Origin of the sequence: Pseudomonas sp. NPDC089569, assembly GCF_050280625.1 — a bacterium.
Lineage (GTDB): Bacteria > Pseudomonadota > Gammaproteobacteria > Pseudomonadales > Pseudomonadaceae > Aquipseudomonas.
In genome coordinates, this window is record NZ_JBNNVQ010000118.1 from 1 (window position 1) to 17077 (window position 17077).

The following is a 17077-nucleotide window of genomic DNA, read 5'->3' on the forward strand; positions in this document are numbered from 1 at the left end:
AACGACCCCTATTGTCTTTATTAACGGGTTGCCGAAGGCTATTGCTCTCTGTAGGAGCGAGCATGCTCGCGAAGAACGTCAAGGCACCGCGCTTATCGCGACGGCATCCGCCTGACCCGTGAAATCATGCAGCAGCCGGCACTGGACGCCTTCCGTGGCCGCGAAATCAGCCCGGGCATCGACGTGCAAACCGACGAGCAACTGGACAAGTTCATCCGCGAGCACGCCGAAACCGCGTTCCATCCGTCCTGCTCGTGCAAGATGGGCACCGACGAAATGGCCGTGGTCGATGGCCAGGGTCGCGTGCATGGCATGCAGGGCCTGCGTGTGGTCGACGCCTCGATCATGCCGATCATCACCACCGGCAACCTCAATGCGCCGACGATCATGATGGCCGAGAAAATCGCCGACAAGATCCGTGGCCGCAAGCCATTGCCGCGCAGCAAGGCCGCCTACTACGTGGCCGACGGTGCGCCGGTCAAGGGCAAAGCGGTGCGTGAAGTCAGCCAGCCGGCCTAAGACCGCGTCGCCCCGATCGCGAGCAGGCTCGCTCCCACAGGGTTCACTGCAATCCTGTTGATCACTGATCGTTCCCACGCTCTGCGTGGGAACGCAGCCGGGGACGCTCCGCGTCCCAATGGTCAAGAGCCGAACGCGGAGCGTCCGTTGAGGCATTCCCACGCAGAGCATGGGAACGATCGCTCAGCCACCGATCCAAACTTGATCCTCCCCCCTTCGCAGGCCTACTCTAGCGCCACGCAATCGTTTCACCTCTCCCCCTCGCTTCACCGCGTCGCCGCCACTCCATGACAAGGAGGTTCCCGAATGTTCGATTTCCACCCCCAGCTCAAGCAGCGCTTTGCTGCCTTGCGCACGGGCGCCGAATTCTTTTCCCTGCGGTATGTGCGCGAATCCGGCCAGTACCTGTCGGTGCGCAAGAACGTCGCCGAACCGCCCAGCCTGCGCCGTGACGAGGGTGCGATGCTGACCGCACGGGTCAACGGTGTCGAAGCCTATGCCGCCACCAACGACCTGTCGCAACAAGGCTTGCAGGCCGCGCTCGAGCGGGCCGAACAGTTGGCCCGCCAACTCAAGCCCCACGCACTGCTGGACCTGCACGAACAGGCTGTGTCGAGTGAACGGGCCGATTATTTTTCGCCGAACCTGGACCTGCCGTTTCCGTCCCTGAGCGACTGCTACGAACTGCTCGGTGCCGAGTCGGCCTCGGTACCCAAGGATGAGCGCCTGGTGAACTGGCAGGTGAGCATCGGCATCAACCACGTGGAACAGATCTACCTCAACAGCGCCGGCGCGGAGCTGCGCCAGGCCCAGCGTTTCGTCTACCCCGGCCTGGACGTCACGGCCTACGACGGCAATGACAGCCAGACCCGCAGCCTGGGCCGGGAAAACTTCGGCCAGCAGGGCGGCGCCGAGGTCATCAGTCGCTGTGGCCTGGTCGGCGCCGGGCCCACCGTCGCCGACCAGGCCCTGCAATTGCTGCTGGCGCCGAACACCCCGCAAGGTCCGCGCGACCTGCTGCTGATGCCTGACCAGATGATGCTGCAGATCCACGAATCCATCGGCCATCCGCTGGAGCTGGACCGCATCCTGGGCGACGAGCGCAATTACGCCGGCACCAGTTTCGTCAAGGCCGAAGACTTCGGCAGCCTGCAATACGGCTCGAAACTGCTCAACGTGACCTTCGACCCCGACATTCCCGAACAACTGGCCAGTTACGGCCATGACGACGATGGCACTGCCGCCAGCAAGCAGTTCCTGATTCGCGAAGGCTTGTTGCTGCGGCCGTTGGGCGGTGCACTGTCGCAAGCACGCGCCGGCCTGGACGGCGTGGCCAACAGTCGTGCCTGCGGCTGGAACCGTCCGCCGATCGACCGCATGGCCAACCTCAACATCGAGCCTGGCGACCAAGCACTGCCCCAACTGATCGGCAACATCGAACACGGCATCCTCATGAGCACCAACCGTTCATGGTCCATCGACGATGCACGCAACAAGTTCCAGTTCGGCTGCGAGTGGGGCCAGTTGATTGAAAACGGCGAACTTAAGGGCGTGGTGAAGAATCCGAATTACCGGGCGATTTCCGCACAATTCTGGAAGAGCCTGCGCGCGGTCGGCGATGCCTCGACGTTCCAGGTGCTGGGAACGCCGAACTGCGGCAAGGGCGAACCGAACCTGGTGATCCGCGTCGGCCACGCCTCGCCGGCCTGCGTATTCAGCAACGTTGACGTGTTTGGAGGAGACGCCTGATGAGTACGTCGAACGCTCGGCTCGAGTCATTCAAGGCCCTGGTCAACGGCTTGCGCGATGCCTTGCGCGAGCAGGAACAATTCACCCTCAGCTACGCCGCCGAATCGTCGGCCTTCGTGCGCTTCAACCATGCCAGGGTGCGTCAGGCCGGGCAGGTGCAACAGGCAAGCATCGGCCTGAAACTGATCGACGATGGCCGCCACGCCGATCTCGACATCACCCTGGCCGGCGACCCGCAGGTTGACCTTCAGCGCCTGACCGAGGGCCTGCAACAGCTGCGCGAGACCCTGCCGCTGCTACCGCAGGATCCGTACCTGCTGCTCAACCACAACGGCTGGCAAAGCCAGAACGTGCAGGCGCATCCGCTGCCAGACACCGAACAGGTGGTGGCTGAAATCACCCGCGCCGCCGAGGGCCTGGACCTGGTCGGTTTCTATGCGGCCGGCCCCATCAGCCGTGGTTTTGCCAGCTCCAGCGGTGCGTTCGGCTGGCATCAGGCCAACAGCTTCAACTTCGACTTCAGCCTGTTCCATGAAAACGGCCAGGCCGTGAAGGCCAGTTATGCCGGCCATGAGTGGAGCAGCGACGGTTTCGCCAAACGTTTCCAGCAAGCCCGCGAGCAGCTTGATTATCTGGGGCGGCCGCTGCGCACCTTGGCGCCTGGGCAGTATCGGGCGTATCTGGCGCCGGCGGCGCTGGAGGAAATCATGGGCATGCTGTGCTGGGGCGGATTTTCGGCGCAGTCGATTGCCAGTAAAAGCAGCCCGCTGCAAAAACTGTATGCCGGCGATCAGGCGTTCAGTCCGCTGGTGTCGCTCGACGAGAAAGTCAGCGGCTCGCTCAGCCCGGCGTTTTCCGGCGAAGGCTACCCGCGCAGCGACTTGCGCCTGATCGCCGAAGGCAAGGCCGACGAGCGCATGGTCGGTTCGCGCAGTGCCGCCGAGTACGGTCTGACCGCCAACGGCGCCGGTAGCGATGAGTCACCCAGTGCATTGAACATGACCGCGGGAGCGCTGCCACAAGCGCAGATTCTCAAGCAGTTGGGCACCGGTTTGTACATCAGCAACCTGTGGTACCTGAACTTCTCGGATCAACCGGCGGCGCGCCTGACCGGCATGACCCGGTTCGCGACTTTCTGGGTCGAGAACGGCGAAATCCAGGCACCGGTCAATACCATGCGCTTCGACGACAGCGCCTTCAGCCTGCTCGGTTCGCAGCTGGAGGCACTGACCGAAGAGCGGGAGTTGCTGCTGTCGGCGAGCACCTACAGCCAGCGCAGTACGTCTTCGGCATTCCTGCCGGGGGCGCTGGTCAGCCGGCTGACCCTGACCCTCTGACCCTACTCGTTCCCACGCTCTGCGTGGGAATGCAGCCCGGGACGCTCCGCGTCCCAAGAGCGGACGCCGAGCGTCCATTGAGGCATTCCCACGCGGAGCGTGGGAACGATCATTTCCGACAACAGAGGTCCCATGCCCAACCGCCCGCCTCTCGACGCCATCACTGCCCGCTGGGTGCCCTGGGTCGTCGCCATTGCGTTCTTCATGCAGTCCCTGGACGGGACGATTCTCAACACCGCCCTGCCGGCCATGGCCCGCGACCTGGCCGAAGATCCGTTGCGCATGCAAGGCGTGATCATTGCCTACATGCTCACGGTCGCCTTGCTCATCCCGGCGTCGGGGTGGATCGCCGACCGCTTCGGTACGCGAAAGATCTTCTTCGGCGCCATCCTGCTGTTCAGTTTCGGCTCATTGCTCTGCGCCATGTCGAGCAGTCTGACCATGCTGATCGGTGCCCGGGTGATCCAGGGCCTGGGTGGCGCGCTGATGCTGCCGGTCGGGCGACTGGTAGTGCTGCGTGCCTACCCACGCTCCGAACTGGTGCGGATCATGGGTTTCATTACCATCCCCGGCCTGCTCGGCCCTTTGATCGGCCCGACCATGGGCGGCTGGATGGTGCAATACCTGACGTGGCACTGGATCTTCCTGATCAACCTGCCGGTCGGGCTGGTCGGTTGTTACGCCGTGTGGAAGTTCATCCCCGACCTGCGTGGCAGCGAGCGCACGCGTTTCGATAGCCTGGGCTTCGTGCTGTTCGGCGCAGCGATGATTCTGATCACCATCGCCATGGAAGGCCTGGGCGAGCTGCACCTGCCGCACCTGCGGGTGATGTTGCTGCTGTTCGGTGGCATGGCCTGTCTGGCGGCGTACTGGCTGCGGGCCGGACATATCGAAAACCCTCTGTTCGCACCTTCGCTGTTCAAGACCCGCACCTTTGCCGTCGGCATTCTCGGCAACCTGTTCGCCCGACTCGGTAGCGGCGCCCTGCCGTTTCTCGTGCCCTTGCTGCTGCAAGTCGCACTGGGCTATACGCCGTCACAGGCCGGGATGAGCATGCTGCCGCTGGCCGCAGCGGCGATGATCGCCAAGTGGGTGGCACGGCCGCTGATCGAGCGCCTGGGCTATCGCATCGTGCTCACCGGCAACACCCTGGCGCTGGGCATCATGCTGGCGAGCATGGGCCTGGTCAGCGAGCAGACGCCGTATTGGCTGCTGTTGTGCCTGTTGGCGATCCTGGGCGCCATCAACTCTCTGCAATTCACCGCGATGAACACCGTGACGCTGATCGACCTGGACGACGCCAGCGCCAGCAGCGGCAACAGTTTGCTGTCGGTGGTGGCGCAATTGTCGTTGAGCCTGGGTGTGGCCTGTGCCGGTGCGCTGCTGGGCGGGTTTACCGCCGAGATCGGCAACGATGGCGTTGAAACCGTATTGGGCGCGTTTCAGCTGACGTTCGTGACTGTCGGGATCATGGCGATGCTGGCTGCGACGATCTTCTCCCAGCTCTCAAAGGAAGACGGACGGCGCGTCAAACGTCCGGAAGAACACATCGAGCCTTAGGGCGAATGGCCATCGGGCTGGTACACTGCGCGACATTTTGTTTTGCAGGCCAGTCCCGTGACCACCATCGCCACCGCTTTTAATACTTTGCCGCTGTCCGCCGCCATGCTGGCTAACCTCGATTCTCTCGGTTATGCCCAGATGACGCCGATCCAGGCGCAAAGCTTGCCGGTGATCCTCAAGGGGCTGGATCTGATCGCCCAGGCCAAGACCGGCAGCGGCAAGACCGCCGCCTTCGGCATCGGCCTGCTCAACCCGATCAACCCGCGCTACTTCGGTTGCCAGGCCCTGGTCATTTGCCCGACCCGCGAGCTGGCCGACCAGGTCGCCAAGGAAATCCGCCGCCTGGCCCGTGCCGAAGACAACATCAAGGTGCTGACCCTCTGTGGCGGCGTGTCCTTCGGTCCGCAGATCGCTTCGCTGGAACACGGCGCGCACATCATCGTCGGCACGCCGGGGCGCATTCAGCAGCACCTGCGCAAAGGCTCGCTGGTACTCGATGGCGTGAACACGCTGGTTCTCGACGAAGCCGACCGCATGCTCGACATGGGTTTCTACGACGCCATCGAAGACATCATCCAGCAGACCCCGGAACGCCGTCAGACCCTGCTGTTCTCGGCAACCTATCCGGTGGGCATCAAGCAGCTTGCGTCCAAATTCATGCGCAATCCGCAGCAGGTCAAGGTCGAGGCATTGCACGACGACACGCAGATCGAGCAGCGTTTCTACGAGATTGCCCCGGAAGATCGCATGAGCGCCGTGACCAAGGTGCTTGGGCATTTCCGCCCTGCCTCCTGCGTGGCGTTCTGCTTTACCAAGCAGCAAGTACAGGACACGGTCGATCACCTGACCGCCAAAGGCATCAGTGCAGTCGGCCTGCACGGCGATCTGGAACAGCGTGACCGCGATCAGGTGCTGGCCATGTTCGCCAACCGCAGCACCTCCGTGCTGGTGGCTACCGACGTCGCCGCCCGCGGCCTGGACATCGATTCGCTGGACATGGTGATCAACGTCGAACTGGCGCGCGATTCGGAAATCCACATCCACCGCGTCGGCCGTACCGGCCGGGCCGGCGAGAAAGGCATCGCGATCAGCCTGGTCGCGCCCTCCGAGGCTCACCGTGCGCAGGCCATCGAACAACTGCAGAAATCGCCCCTGAACTGGGACCAAGTGGACAATCTCAAGTCCCAGGGCAGTGGCCCACTGCTGCCGGCCATGAGCACCCTGTGCATCGCCGCCGGTCGCAAGGACAAGGTGCGTCCTGGCGACATCCTCGGCGCACTGACCGGTGATGCCGGCATCCCCGGCACTCAGGTCGGCAAGATTGCGATCTTCGACTTCCAGGCCTACGTGGCCGTGGAGCGTGGCATCGCCAAGCAGGCCTTGCAGCGCCTGAACAGCGGCAAGATCAAGGGCCGTTCGCTGCGCGTGCGTATTTTGTAAAAACGCTTCCCCCTGCAGGAGCGAGCACGCTCGCGATGGTCGTCAACAATGACGCGGGCTGTCTGATGCCCAGCGGTGCTCCGTCTTCCATCGCGAGCGTGCTCGCTCCTACAGGTTCGTTTTGTGGTGAGTCATCAAGAGGACACCGTTTTGCGCTCTACCGAAGTCGTGATTATTGGCGCTGGCGCCGCAGGGTTGATGTGTGCACTGACTGCCGCCGGTCGCGGACGCAAGGTGCTGTTGCTCGACCATGCCAACAAGGCCGGCAAGAAAATCCTGATGTCGGGTGGTGGCCGCTGCAATTTCACCAACATGTACACGGAACCGGGCAATTTTCTCTCGCAGAATGCGCACTTCTGCAAATCGGCCCTGGCCCGCTACACCCAATGGGATTTCATTGGCATGGTGGCCAAGCACGGCGTGCCTTATCACGAGAAAAAACTCGGCCAGTTGTTCTGCGATAACAAGTCCAGCGACATCCTGGAAATGCTGCTCGAGGAGTGCAATCAGGTGGGCGTCAGCCTGCACCTGGACACCTCGATCCAGACCATCGAGAAGCTGGAAAAGGGTTATTTGCTCGACACGACGCTCGGCCAGGTGACCTGCGAATCGCTGGTGATCGCCACCGGCGGCCTGTCGATCCCGACGCTGGGCGCCACCGGTTTCGGCTATCAGGTGGCCAAACAGTTCGGCCATGAGCTGCTGCCAACTCGCGCGGGCCTGGTGCCCTTCACCATCACCGATCAGCTCAAGGCCTTGTGCACCGAGCTGTCCGGCACGTCGGTGGATTGCCTGGTGAGCTGCAATGACCAGAGCTTCCGCGAGAACATCCTGTTCACCCACCGTGGTCTCAGCGGCCCGGCGATTTTGCAGATCTCTTCGTTCTGGGAGCCGGGCGACACGGTGGAAATCAACCTGCTGCCGGACCATGACGTACCGACCTGGCTGCAACAGCAGCAAGCCGAACGCCCCAACAGCGAACTGAAAACCCTGCTCGGCGAGATCTTCACCAAGAAAATGGCCAACCTGTTGGCGGATGACTGGTTCGTCTCCAAACCGATGAAGCAGTACACCCATGCGGAGATTGCCGATATCGCCGAAAAACTGGCGAGCTGGAAAGTCGTCCCGGCCGGTACCGAGGGCTACCGCACCGCCGAAGTGACCCTGGGCGGCGTGGACACCAACGAGGTGTCGTCCAAGACCATGGAATCGCAGAAAAGCCCGGGCCTGTATTTCATCGGCGAAGTGCTCGATGTCACCGGCCATTTGGGCGGCTTCAACTTCCAGTGGGCCTGGGCCTCGGGCTACGCGGCCGCGCAGTACGTCTGACGAACACAACTCTAAATGTGGGAGCGAGCCTGCTCGCGATAGCGGTCTGACAGTCGACATCCATGTTGAATGTACCGACCTCATCGCGAGCAGGCTCGCTCCCACATTGATCTGGGGCGCATGAACGGAATGGATTTTGCTGCTTGATGTGATCGCCGCCATTGCGTCGGCGTCATTACTGGCTCAATTTAGCGTCATCGCCTCGGAAGGCCCTCGCATTTCATGTCATCGACCTCGTTTCGTCAGTCTCTGCGTCGCCTGTGGGCGCTGGATAAATTCAGCTATAGCGTGCGGGTGTTCATCGCCCTGACCGGCACCATGGCGCTGTGCTGGTATCAGGATGAAATGGGATTGCTGATCCCGTTGTTCCTGGGAATTATCGCCAGTGCCCTGGCCGAAACCGACGACAGCTGGCAAGGCCGCCTCAACGCGCTGGCGGTGACGCTGGTGTGTTTCATGGTCGCCGCGCTGTCGGTCGAGCTGCTGTTCCCCTACCCCATTGTTTTCATCGTCGCCTTCGCTCTGGCCAGTTTTGGTCTGACGATGCTGGGTGCACTGGGCGAACGCTATGGCGCGATCGCCTCGGCGACGTTGATTCTGTCGGTCTACACCATGATCGGCGTGGACCAGCGCGGTGGCGCGGTGACCGATTTCTGGCACGAACCTGTTCTGCTGGTGGCCGGTGCGGCCTGGTATGGCCTGCTCTCGGTGCTGTGGCAGGTGCTGTTTTCCAATCAGCCGGTGCAGCAAAGCCTGGCGCGGCTGTTCCGGGAGCTGGGTTTTTACCTCAAGCTCAAATCGTCGCTGTTCGAGCCAATCCGGCAGATCGATGTCGAGGCCCGGCGTCTGGAGCTGGCCCAACAAAACGGCCGGGTGGTGGCGGCACTCAATGCCGCCAAGGAAATCATCCTGCACCGGGTCGGCAACGGTCGGCCCGGCTCGAAGGTCAGCCGCTACCTGAAACTCTACTTCCTGGCCCAGGACATCCACGAGCGCGCCAGCTCCTCGCACTACCCTTACAACGCCCTGGCCGAAGCGTTTTTCCATAGCGACGTGCTGTTCCGCTGTCAGCGCCTGTTGCGCCAGCAAGGCAAGGCTTGCCGGGCCCTGGCCGAATCGATCCAGATGCGCCAGCCATTCACCTATGACGCCAGCTTCGCCGAAGCCTTGAACGATCTGCATGCTTCGCTCGAACACCTGCGCATCCAGAGTAACCCGGCCTGGCGCGGCTTGTTGCGCTCGTTGCGGGCACTGGCGGCGAACCTCGGCACCCTCGACCGATTGCTCAGCGACGCCAGCAATCCCGACGCCCTGGCCGATGCCACCGACAGCAGTCTGCTCGACCGCTCGCCGCGCAATCTCAAGGATGTCTGGATGCGCCTGCGCACACAGCTGACGCCGACCTCGCTGCTGTTCCGCCATGCCCTGCGCTTGCCCCTGGCCTTGAGCATCGGCTACGCGATGGTGCATTTGATCCACCCGTCCCAGGGTTACTGGATCATCCTGACGACGCTTTTTGTCTGCCAGCCGAACTATGGCGCCACTCGACGCAAACTGGGTCAAAGGATCATCGGCACTGCAATTGGCCTGACGCTGGCCTGGGCCCTGTTCGATCTGTTCCCCAATCCGCTGATCCAGTCGTGTTTCGCGATTGCCGCCGGGGTGGTGTTCTTTACCAATCGAACCACCCGCTACACCGTGGCGACAGCAGCGATCACCCTGATGGTGCTGTTCTGCTTCAACCAGGTGGGTGATGGCTACGGGCTGTTTTTGCCACGGCTGTTCGATACCTTGCTCGGCAGCCTGATCGCCGGTCTGGCTGTACTCCTGTTTCTGCCGGACTGGCAAGGCCGCAGCCTGCACAAAGTGCTGGCCAATACCCTGGCCTGCAACAGCATCTACCTGCGCCAGATCATGCAGCAATACGCGGCCGGCAAGCGTGATGACCTGGCGTACCGCCTAGCGCGCCGCAATGCGCACAATGCCGATGCGGCGCTGTCGACCACCCTGGCCAACATGCTGATGGAGCCGGGGCACTTCCGTAAGGAGGCGGATGTGGGGTTCCGCTTTCTGGTGCTGTCGCACACGCTGCTCAGTTACCTGTCAGGCCTGGGTGCGCACCGGGAAACCCGACTGCCGCCAGAAGTGCACGAGCTGTTGATTGAAGGCGCCGGCATGAAACTGGCCGGCAGCATCGACGAAATCGCCCAGGGCCTGGTCAGCAAGTCGGCCATTGCCATACAAAGCGATGAGGAAGAAGCGCTGGCCAATGAGCTGGAGCAGATGCCCGATGAAATCGACGAAGGTCAACGACTGGTGCAGACCCAGCTGGCCTTGATGTACCGGCAACTGGGACCGCTACGCACCCTGGCGGCGCATCTGATCAAGGATACGAGCGAGGACTGAGGGTTGGCGTTATACCCGCCGCTTACATCCCATGCTGCTTCATCAATCGTGCATAACTGCCATCGGCTTTCATCGCTGCAATTTCCCGATCGAATCCGGCGACGATCTGCTCATGTTCCGGGTTTTTCAGGCTGACCAGGATGTGCAGGCTGTTTTCGCTCAGCGGCGTAGGCAAAAACTCCACGGCGTTGCGCACTTTGGTGGATTCACGGGCCAGGTAGTAACGCGCGACGTATTCATCTTCCAGGGTCAGCTTGACCCGATCGGCGGCGACCATGCGCACAGCCATGGCGAAATTGTGCACCGGTACTTTCTGCAGTGACTCATCATTGTCGAACGCCGGTGAATAGGCATAACCGCGCACCACCGCCACCGGGTAGGTGTGCAGTTGCTGCAGATTATTGAATTCGATCGGTGTGTCCTTGCGTTTGATAAAGCGCACACGGTTGACAAGATATTCGGCGGAAAACTGGCCGATCCTGGTGCGCTCGTCGTTGTACCAGGCGTTGACCAGCACGTCGTATCGGCCTTCACCCACACCCAGCAATGCCCGCGCCCAGGGCACCTGCTCGAAGTCACTGGCATAGCCGGCTCGCGCCAGCGCGGTACTGACAATGTCGGTAGCCAATCCGCCGTTGACCAGCGTGTTATCGGTAAAAGGCGGCCAGGCATCGGCGACCAGGCGCAGCTTTTCTGCCGCAGCGTCTTGAACAAGCAACAGCAATCCGATCAAAGCAAAGGCTCGATGCAATCGCGGCATGCTGGAAAATCCTTAGCGGGCGGGCTGCCCGACGTGTTTTCAGCCAAAACTCCAAGATCCCGTACCGGCACGCTCAGGTACTAAACGTTAGCTCATTGAAGCCACTGCACATCGCACCCTTGCAGATTACACAAAGAAGACAGCAGCGCGTGAAATGAATGATGGCATTTTGGTCTATATCACAGATTTCCCTGCCATACAGACATCCTTCGTTGGGGCGCTTAGTATCACGCAGACGTTTTCAGGGAATCAGGACATGACAATCGAATGGGTCTGCAAGCACCACAGCGATCTGGGCAAAGAGCAGCTGTACGCCATTTTGCAGCTTCGCTGCGAGGTGTTCGTCATCGAGCAGCAGTGCATTTATCAGGACATCGATGGCCAGGATCTGGAAGGTGACACTTGCCATTTGATGGCCTGGGATGAAGATCGACTGGTCGCCTACCTGCGCCTGCTCGATCCCGAGCTGCAAGGTGGCGACGTGGTGATCGGCCGGGTGATCATCGCGCCCCGGGCACGAGGCACGGGACTTGGGCATCAGTTGATGGAACAGGCGCTCATACAGATAGAAAAACGCTGGCCCGATATGCCGATCTATCTCTCGGCCCAGGCGCACTTGCAGGGATATTACGGGCGGTACGGGTTTGAGGTGGCGGGTGAGGTGTATGTCGAGGATGGCATTCCCCACATCGGCATGCGTCGACTTTGAAGCCCAATCGCGAGCAGGCTCGCTCCCACAGGTTTTGTACACCACGGCTCCAATGTGGGAGCGAGCCTGCTCGCGATGAGGCCAGTCCAATAATCACTGGACCTACGGATACTCCAACACCGCTTTGATCTGCCGCAGGTTGCGTTCGATCCACCCCCGGTCAATCGCCCCCCAATCGCGTATCCGGTAACGGCCGGCATGATTGCGCGCACCTTCTTCCTGCTCGAATTCGCAAACGATATCCAGATCCGCCAGGGCCGCGATGGTGTCCTGAGCGGTACGTCGCGGCATACCGGTGACGTCGGTCAATGCCGGAACACTGCTGGCCAGTCCGCTGTCGATCAGGTAAGCCACATACAGGCGGCGATAGAAGCTGCTCTTGGTCTTGCTCACATCCATCCACACACTCCTTGTAGCGATTATTGGGTGCCAGCTACTGCATGTCCCGCCAGGTCAGGTATACCCGCACATCGAACTCCACCTGGTGATAACCCGGCAACATGTGTTCGCACAGTTGGTAGAACGCCTTGTTGTGATCCGATTCCCTGAAATGCGCCAACTCGTGGACCACGATCATCTTCAGGAACTCGGCGGGCGCCTCCTTGAACAACGACGCCACACGAATTTCCTTCTTGGCCTTGAGCTTGCCGCCCTGCACCCGCGAGATTGCGGTGTGCAGGCCCAGGGCTCGATGGGTCAGGTCCAGGCGGTTATCGAACAGTACTTTGTCGATGGCCGGTGCATTGCGCAGATATTGCTGCTTGAGGTCGAGCGCATAGGTGTACAGCGCCTTGTCGCTCTGCACCTCGTGCTTCTGCGGGTAGCGCTTGCTCAGGTATTCGCCAAGCCGACCGTCGGAGATCAGCTGGCGCACCTGATCCTGCAAGGAAGCGGGATAAGCCTGGAGGTATTTCAACGCGGTCATCGCAGCGGCAACACGTATCACGGAAAGGTCGCCAGTGTAGCGAATTCAGCCGGTGAGCGCGCTCCAGTCGAAGGGCTGCACAAAATGACCGGTATCCTCGGCCATCATCGGCCGCGCCACCAGAAAACCTTGCACGTACTCACATCCGTTGGCCAGCAGCCACTGATACTGCGCGACGGTTTCCACCCCTTCGGCAATGACCAGCATGTCGTACTGTTTGCACAATCCGATGACACTGCGAACCAGCGCGGCATCCCGCGCGGACTCCGGTAACCGGGCGATCAAATGCCGATCAAGCTTGAGCGTGTCCAGTTCCAGATCGCGCAGGTGTGACAGCGAACAGGGCCCTGAACCAAAATCATCCAGCGCCACCCGCACCCCCAGGTTGCGCAGCAATCGCAATTGCTTGCGGGTTTCTTCCGGGTTGTGCATCAAGGCGTCTTCCGTCACCTCGACTTCCAGATGACGCGGCTGCAAGCCGTGACGCTCCAGCACCTGGCGCAATTCGGTGACCAGATTGGGCATGGCGAACTGGGTGGCGCTCAGGCTGACCCCCAGCACCAGGTCCTCGGCAAACTGACCTTCCCAGGCTTTGCGTTGCGCAGCGCTGCGCTGGTAAATCCAGCTACCCAGGCGACTGATCAAACGCGCCTCCTCCAGCAACGGCAGGAACAACCCCGGCGGGACATCGCCCACGCTCGGGTGCTGCCAACGCAACAAGGCTTCGAACCCGCGAATCCGCCCATCGGCAATCGCCACCTGCGGTTGATAGACCAGATTGAAATCACGGTGCTCGATGGCTGTACGCACGCTTTCTTCAAGCATCAACCGCGAGCGTGCCCGGCCATTCATTTCGTGATCGTAAAAACGATACTGCTGCCGGCCGGCGCGCTTGGCTTCATACATGGCAATGTCGGAAGCACGCAACAAGCCGTCCAGATTGGCCCCACAGTCGGGAAAGGTGGCGATGCCGATGCTCACGCCCAGGGCGATATCCAGGCCGTCGACCTGCTGACAGATCGACACACGCTCGATCAGTTTTTCGGCGAGCCTGGCCGCTTGCTCGGGGAACTCCAGATCCAGCAACGCGGTGAACTCGTCGCCCCCCATGCGCGCCAGGATATCGAAGGGACGCAGGCATGCCTTCAACTGCTCGGACACCCAGCGCAACACCCGGTCACCCGCATCGTGCCCCAGGGAGTCGTTCACCCGCTTGAAACCGTCGAGATCCAGATACATCAGGACCCAGGCACTGTCGGAGCGCTCGCCGCGCAGCAGCAGATTTTCCACCGTCTGATGAAAGCCACGACGGTTGAGCAGTCCGGTCAGGGGATCGGTGACGGCCTGGAACTCAAGTTGCTGGTGCAGGTGGCGCACGACCGACATGTCCAGCACGGTCACCACCATCGCATGCTGCTCTGCGGGCAACGGGGCGCAGGACAGGGCCACCGGCACCTGTTGACCGGGCGCCGTACGCAGCAAGGCATCATGCAGGCGCAAGGTTTCCCCACGCTTGTACAGGCTCAGGAACTCCGAATCGGCCCATACCGGGATGTGGGGTTTTTGCAGGAAATCCAGAAGCTCCCTGCCTTGCAGCTCCTGTACCGTGGCGTTGAGCAGCCGTGACATCGCCGGGTTGGCGAAGCGAATCAGACCGTCCTCGCCCACCACCAGAATGCCCTCGGCGGCATTTTCCAGCACCGAGGCATTGAATGCCCGGGCCACCTCCAGGTCGTGGCTCAGGCGCTGCAAGGCCCGGCGATTGCGCTGATGCTCCAGCAATGCCTGGACCTTGGGCTTGAGCACCTGCGGGTCAAAGGGCTTGAACAGGTAATCCACCGCGCCACTGGCATAGCCCTTGATCACGGCATCCTGTGACTGCTCGTTGGCGGTCAGGAAAATGATCGGCGTCAGCCGCGTGCGCTGACTGCCGCGCATCAGGCGCGCCACTTCATATCCGTCCATGCCGGGCATCTGTACATCCAGCAGGACAAGATCGATTTCGTGTTCAAGCAGCAGACTGAGTGCCTCGAAGCCCGAGGCGGCGGTAATGACCTGCCAGTCCTGGCGCTGCAACAACGCCCGCATGCTGATCAGGTTTTCAGGGTAGTCATCGACTATCAGAAGGGTTGGGTTGCCTTCGACTGGCGGTGGGGGCGCGCATTCCATGCTGCTTCTCTTTATTCAGGACGTCAGGCCGATTTCTCGTGAAAACCGGACAGATACTGTGCCATCACTCTAGACCGGGTTCCACAAAAGCAGAAGGTGTCAGTACGCCATCATTTAACCAATGCGTTCATTTGCCGACTAACGGTCATCGCTGCAAGCCAACAAAACCGGGCGATATGGCACTTCGACAGGATGTTGACGCCAGCCAACCGCCGGACGGGCGTTAACAAAAACACGCGCTGCGCTTATAAAGATCGCCCCCAAAAGCGCGTGCTAGAGCCATTGGTACGCGCGTGCAGCAACAACTCGCGGAAGCTTTGACAATGATCGACCTCGCAACCTGGAACCTGAGCGTTCCTGTCGGCACCCCGCCGTACACTGTGGAAACCTCGAAACTGGTCAACGGCTTCAAGGATCAATACTTCCATTCCGATACCGGTACGCTGTATTTCTGGACCCCGGTGACAGGCTCACGCACGGAAAACGCAATCTATCCACGCACCGAACTGCGGGAAACCTACAGCAACGGCACGTTGAAAAACTGGTTGTACCCGGATGCCGACAACTTGTTGCGTGCAACGTTGGCGGTAAACCAGGTACCGAGTTCGGGCAAGATCGTCATCGGTCAGATCCACGCCTTCAACAGCCAGAAGCCACTGGTGAAGGTCGAATATCAATACAAGACCACAACCGAAACCGGCAACATCGTCGCCAAGGTACGTATGCATCCCGATGACGATGAAGGCCGGGTCATCATCATCGCCACCGGCGTGAAACTGAACCGCGAGTTTTCCTACCTCATCCACTTGAGCCCCGGCGGCGCACTGGGCATCAGTGCCGCCGGCTATCAGTGGGACACCAAAATCAGCGCCACCTGGCGCGACAAGCCGCTGTACTTCAAGGCCGGCGTGTATGTGCAGGACAATACCGGCTACACGACGGAGGGCGGCAAAGTGACGTTCAGCAAGCTGGATATCGATCACAACAAATAGTCGAAGCTCACTTTAAAAACCTGCTTATCGTTTTTTTTCAGGAGCGAGCGGTGCGTCGATCCGACTTGCCCGCGGTGAACTCAAGTACGCCGCGTATAGCCAGGAAGCTCGCGTTATCGTTAACGACCATCGCGAGCATGCTCGCTCCTACAGTCAACAAGTTCGGTGCAACGCTTATCGGCAGACTTTCGAAGTCATGTACTGGTGGCTCCAGGGCAAAGAATATTTAATCTTCAAACATTAACGAATCACTAGATTCAATACCGACCCGACCAGCACATTGTAACTGGCCAGACTTCTCTCATTTACCAGAGCTTTTCCTGAAAATATCAATTGCAGACTATCTGGCGCCAAACCTGCTTTCTCTTGAATTTTCGCTTTCACATCTTCAACCGTATCTGTTGCGACAACCTGTAGCGCTATCGTTTTCTGAGCCGGTGTTGTGATGTATATCGATGCAGGACTCGAAGTTAGTCTATCCAGATTAAAGCTGGTAATTCTTTTTATGAGAACGGATCGAGAGACACCATCTCCACTCTCTCCGGTGACGGCAATCATCGAGGCATCTTTATAGTCCAGTCTACCTGTAAGATTTCGAACCTCCTCCGCCCCTGAAATCGCATCATTAAAAACAAAATCCACAAAAACCCGATCCCCCACCTTTGCTACATCCAGTTCGGCTTGAGCTGCACTGTCCATAACACCTCCCTGAAGGCATGCATGGAACGCCGTGGAAAGCGGCTTGTTGAGGTTCGATATTCATTTTTTAGAATTAATCGAACAACTGTCAGAGTTGACAGACCGCAATATCATTTCCAAGTAAGCATTCAAACAAAACTAAAAAAACGGAATAAAAAAACCCGCCTTTCGGCGGGTTTTTCATGCAGCACAAACACCCAAGTCTTAGTTGACCTTGGCGTTCAGCTCACCTTTCAGATAACGCTGGTACATGCCTTCCAGGGAGATCGGCTTGATCTTCGAGGCATTGCCGGCGGTGCCGAAGGCTTCGTAGCGGGCGATGCACACGTCGCGCATGGCGGTGACGGTGGCGCCGAAGAATTTACGCGGGTCGAACTCGCTCGGGTTGGTGGCCATCAGGCGACGCATGGCGCCAGTGGAGGCCAGGCGCAGGTCGGTGTCGATGTTGACCTTGCGCACGCCGTGCTTGATGCCTTCGAC

Annotated in this window: 14 protein-coding genes and 1 pseudogene; 9 read left to right on the forward strand and 6 right to left on the reverse strand. The window is 60.3% G+C overall.

Annotated elements, in window-relative coordinates; all coding sequences use genetic code 11:
* Positions 1-93: 93 nt before the first annotated feature.
* The 7 genes and pseudogenes from ACQKP2_RS28035 to yccS form a co-directional block, all read left to right on the forward strand.
* Positions 94-519 (forward strand): annotated as a pseudogene (locus ACQKP2_RS28035) (GMC oxidoreductase); the annotation flags it as partial.
* Positions 520-825: 306 nt separating this feature from the next.
* A complete protein-coding gene (locus ACQKP2_RS28040; RefSeq protein WP_427581326.1) occupies positions 826-2268 on the forward strand; it encodes a TldD/PmbA family protein in 1443 nt (480 codons plus the stop codon).
* A complete protein-coding gene (locus ACQKP2_RS28045; RefSeq protein WP_427581327.1) occupies positions 2268-3605 on the forward strand; it encodes a TldD/PmbA family protein in 1338 nt (445 codons plus the stop codon). Before ACQKP2_RS28040 ends, ACQKP2_RS28045 begins: the two co-directional genes overlap by 1 nt.
* Positions 3606-3737: 132 nt before the next feature.
* Positions 3738-5165 (forward strand): multidrug transporter subunit MdtD, encoded by a 1428-nt coding sequence (mdtD, locus tag ACQKP2_RS28050; RefSeq protein ID WP_427581328.1) that lies wholly within the window; start codon positions 3738-3740, stop codon positions 5163-5165.
* 105 nt (positions 5166-5270) lie between these two features.
* Complete coding sequence (gene dbpA, locus ACQKP2_RS28055; protein WP_427581343.1) at positions 5271-6608, forward strand: ATP-dependent RNA helicase DbpA; 1338 nt, start codon at positions 5271-5273, stop codon at positions 6606-6608.
* A 150-nt stretch (positions 6609-6758) separates the two neighbouring features.
* Entirely contained in the window at positions 6759-7937 is a 1179-nt protein-coding gene (locus ACQKP2_RS28060) for an NAD(P)/FAD-dependent oxidoreductase (RefSeq protein WP_427581344.1), read from the forward strand.
* A gap of 222 nt (positions 7938-8159) precedes the next feature.
* On the forward strand, positions 8160-10343 hold the full coding sequence (gene yccS, locus ACQKP2_RS28065; RefSeq protein WP_427581330.1) for a YccS family putative transporter: 2184 nt from the start codon (positions 8160-8162) through the stop codon (positions 10341-10343).
* Between the two features lie 22 nt (positions 10344-10365).
* On the opposite strand, the gene ACQKP2_RS28070 is transcribed toward yccS, so the two are convergent.
* The gene (locus ACQKP2_RS28070; protein ID WP_427581332.1) at positions 10366-11103 is read right to left on the reverse strand and encodes a substrate-binding periplasmic protein; all 738 of its coding nucleotides are present in this window, start codon (positions 11101-11103) and stop codon (positions 10366-10368) included.
* Positions 11104-11359: 256 nt separating this feature from the next.
* Between ACQKP2_RS28070 and ACQKP2_RS28075 the strand changes: the two genes are divergently transcribed.
* Positions 11360-11812 carry a GNAT family N-acetyltransferase gene (locus ACQKP2_RS28075; protein ID WP_427581333.1) on the forward strand — a complete coding sequence of 151 codons (453 nt, stop codon included), beginning with the start codon at positions 11360-11362 and terminating at the stop codon, positions 11810-11812.
* A 102-nt stretch (positions 11813-11914) separates the two neighbouring features.
* On the opposite strand, the gene ACQKP2_RS28080 is transcribed toward ACQKP2_RS28075, so the two are convergent.
* Genes ACQKP2_RS28080 through ACQKP2_RS28090 form a run of 3 tightly spaced genes read right to left on the reverse strand, consistent with a single transcriptional unit; the run spans position 11915 to position 14906 of the window.
* Complete coding sequence (locus ACQKP2_RS28080) at positions 11915-12211, reverse strand: winged helix-turn-helix domain-containing protein (RefSeq protein ID WP_427581334.1); 297 nt, start codon at positions 12209-12211, stop codon at positions 11915-11917.
* Between the two features lie 34 nt (positions 12212-12245).
* Positions 12246-12737 (reverse strand): M48 family metallopeptidase, encoded by a 492-nt coding sequence (locus tag ACQKP2_RS28085; protein WP_427581335.1) that lies wholly within the window; start codon positions 12735-12737, stop codon positions 12246-12248.
* 45 nt (positions 12738-12782) lie between these two features.
* A complete protein-coding gene (locus ACQKP2_RS28090; protein WP_427581337.1) occupies positions 12783-14906 on the reverse strand; it encodes a putative bifunctional diguanylate cyclase/phosphodiesterase in 2124 nt (707 codons plus the stop codon).
* A gap of 323 nt (positions 14907-15229) precedes the next feature.
* On the opposite strand from ACQKP2_RS28090, the gene ACQKP2_RS28095 reads away from it, so the two are divergent.
* The gene (locus ACQKP2_RS28095) at positions 15230-15898 is read left to right on the forward strand and encodes a polysaccharide lyase family 7 protein (RefSeq protein ID WP_427581338.1); all 669 of its coding nucleotides are present in this window, start codon (positions 15230-15232) and stop codon (positions 15896-15898) included.
* Between the two features lie 240 nt (positions 15899-16138).
* On the opposite strand, the gene ACQKP2_RS28100 is transcribed toward ACQKP2_RS28095, so the two are convergent.
* Together ACQKP2_RS28100 and ACQKP2_RS28105 are read right to left on the reverse strand one after the other, a co-directional pair.
* Positions 16139-16597 (reverse strand): ubiquitin-like protein, encoded by a 459-nt coding sequence (locus ACQKP2_RS28100; protein WP_427581339.1) that lies wholly within the window; start codon positions 16595-16597, stop codon positions 16139-16141.
* Positions 16598-16801: 204 nt separating this feature from the next.
* Positions 16802-17077, reverse strand: a 276-nt coding sequence (locus ACQKP2_RS28105) for a class II fructose-bisphosphate aldolase (RefSeq protein ID WP_427581341.1), incomplete at its 5' end; no start/stop codon positions are given.